The organism is Microbacterium sp. K35, from assembly GCF_004794375.1.
Lineage (GTDB): Bacteria > Actinomycetota > Actinomycetes > Actinomycetales > Microbacteriaceae > Microbacterium > Microbacterium sufflavum.
On record NZ_SSDM01000030.1, the window covers coordinates 1 to 2,239 of the forward strand.

Below are 2,239 nucleotides of genomic sequence, written 5' to 3' on the forward strand. Positions count from 1 at the left end.
CGCCCCCGCGGCCACCGACACGATCGGCTCGGCGTCGCGCGTCGCGCCCAGCGCCGCGGCCCCCGCCCTGAGCAGATTCGAGATGAGCGAGCCGGAGCGGTAGACGCCGCGGACCCCGTCCTGCGCGCGCAGGACCTGTTCGATCCGGGCGGCCAGCTCGCGACGACCCTCGCCGTCGATCGTCGGATCCTGCGTCATCACGACACCTCCCTGATGTCCTTGACGGTCACGTCGATCGCGGCGATGGTGAGTTCGGTGTGCCGGCGCAGCCGCGCGTCCACCTCGGTACGGAGCCGGTCGGCCAGCCCGCGGATCGGCTCGCCGTGCAGCACGCTCGCGTCGATCGCCACGCGCACGGGAGCACCCGGCGTCGTGACATCGCCCTCCAGGCGGCATCGCCCGACGAGCACGCCGGGGACCGCCTCCTCGGCCGCCCGCACGAGACCGCGCACCGCGCCCTCGGTGATCGCCAGCTCCACCGCAGGGTCGTCGGAGGCGAACGGGATGCGGCGTCCCGCCCTGGCGTCCATCGCGATCCCGCTCAGGATCCGGTCGATCCACCCCTCCTCGACCGCGGGCTCCGCCGCGGTGTCGGCCGCCATCAGCGCGTCGCCCAGTCCGTGCAGCCGCTCGAGCGCGTCGAGGGCGAGCTGGCACCCCGGCGATTCCTCGATCGAGGCCACGCGCGGCTGACGCCCCGCCTCGAGGTAGTCGGCGAGCTCCTCGATCGTGTGCCCGTCGAGGTCGTCGGGCTCCAGTCCGAGACCGCGCAGGTCCGGGTTCTCGTGGTCGTCGTTCATCGCCACGCCTCCATCCGGGTGATCAGGAATCCGCGCGCACGGGCCAGCAGCCCGCGCACCGTGCTGACGGGGACGCCGAGCTCCGCGGCGATCTCGTCGTAGCTGTACCCGCCCATCTCGCGCAGCACCCAGCATTCGCGCTGCGCCTCCGGGAGCTCCCGCAGCGCGGCTCCCAGTGCCGCGACGCCCTCGCGCACCTCCACCACCGCCGACGGCGAGGCGTGCAGGGGTGCCGGCCGGTCGATCTCGGTCACATCGACCGCCGGGCGGTGGCGCCGGAGCCGGTCCACGGCCTTGCGACTCACGATGCGCATCAGCCAGCTCTTGACCTTGCCGGGGTCGTCGAGCTCGCCGAACCGCTGCCACGCGGTCACGAACGCCTCCTGCACGGTGTCGTCCACTTCGGCCGAGCCGTTCAGCATGCGCTGCGTGTACGCGCGCATCATCGGCGTGTACCTCCGCACCAGCACCGCGAACGCCTCGACGTCGCCGTCCATGGCGCGACCCGCGACGATGTGATCCCCGGCCTGTTCCAGCGGGCCGCGAGAGCCATCCGCTGCCATTCCCCCACCCTTCGTTCCGCTTCCCCTGCAGGTTCGGAGCGCGTGCGGCGACGGATCGGATCCGTGCGCACGGCTCGGCCGCAGGGAGCGCCCCGACCGGGGGCGCCCCCTGCGCGAGCGGGATCACTTCTTGAACGCGTCCTTGACATCCTCGGCGGCGTTCCGCACATCGCCCTTCGCCTGCTCGGCCTTGCCCTCGGCGACGAGCCGGTCGTTGTCGGTGACCTCGCCGACGACCTCCTTCGCCTTGCCGGCGATCTTCTCGGCGGCGGCCTTGATCTTGTTCTCTCCGCTCATGGCGGCTCCTTTCCTCACGCGACCCCGGCTCTCGGGGTCGACGACGTCCGGGCGGTGCGGGACCGGTGCCCCGCCTCGCCCGCGCCGGCCAGCGACCGGCGCATCCTCTGCCTCGACCGGAACAGCTCGCGCCACCCGCGGTCCGCGACGTGCACGACCACCGGCACCTCCACGCCCAGCAACCGGTCCCACTCCGCGACGGCCGCTTCGGCCGCGGCGACGACGGCCCCCAGAGCCGCCCCCTTCCGCGGCGTCACGACGAGCCCGAGGGCGGTACGACGGCCCGCCCGACGCGCGACCGTCCGCGCCGACACCACGTCGGCCCGAGCCGCGAGCGTCTCCGCCAGCACGCCGTCGGCCACACCGCGGTCCACCCGGGTCGTCCCCCGAGGACCCGGCACCGCGAGCACCTCGCGCACGCGACCGCGGCCCTGCGTGAGCAGGAACGCGATCAGCAGGACGACCACGACCAGGGCCGCGGCCGCGGCGGACACGGCCGCGAGCGGGAACTCCCCGATGCTCCCGAGGTCGACCGTCGCGGCCGATGCATCGGCGGACGCCCGCTCGACCGCCGATGCA

Annotated in this window: 4 protein-coding genes and 1 pseudogene; all 5 read right to left on the minus strand. The window is 74.0% G+C overall.

The window, feature by feature from the left end; all coding sequences use genetic code 11:
• Nucleotides 1-198: pseudogene (locus tag DW299_RS00755) on the minus strand (hypothetical protein); the annotation flags it as partial.
• Entirely contained in the window at nucleotides 198-800 is a 603-nt protein-coding gene (locus DW299_RS00760) for an Asp23/Gls24 family envelope stress response protein (RefSeq protein WP_136031671.1), read from the minus strand. The gene DW299_RS00760 and the pseudogene DW299_RS00755, both read right to left, overlap by 1 nt.
• Nucleotides 797-1,363 carry an RNA polymerase sigma factor gene (locus tag DW299_RS00765; protein WP_136035291.1) on the minus strand — a complete coding sequence of 189 codons (567 nt, stop codon included), beginning with the start codon at nucleotides 1,361-1,363 and terminating at the stop codon, nucleotides 797-799. Before DW299_RS00765 ends, DW299_RS00760 begins: the two co-directional genes overlap by 4 nt.
• Before the next feature lie 123 nt (nucleotides 1,364-1,486).
• Entirely contained in the window at nucleotides 1,487-1,660 is a 174-nt protein-coding gene (locus DW299_RS00770; RefSeq protein ID WP_136031698.1) for a CsbD family protein, read from the minus strand.
• Between the two features lie 14 nt (nucleotides 1,661-1,674).
• Nucleotides 1,675-2,239 (minus strand): hypothetical protein (locus tag DW299_RS18750; protein ID WP_168443046.1); only part of this gene is annotated, 565 nt, incomplete at its 5' end.

Bases quoted from the DNA above. Each gene is read 5' to 3' on its own strand.
- DW299_RS00765 (WP_136035291.1), bottom strand. From the start codon at position 1,363: ATGGCAGCGGATGGCTCTCGCGGCCCGCTGGAACAGGCCGGGGATCAC.
- DW299_RS00770 (WP_136031698.1), bottom strand. From the start codon at position 1,660: ATGAGCGGAGAGAACAAGATCAAGGCCGCCGCCGAGAAGATCGCCGGC.
- DW299_RS00760 (WP_136031671.1), bottom strand. From the start codon at position 800: ATGAACGACGACCACGAGAACCCGGACCTGCGCGGTCTCGGACTGGAG.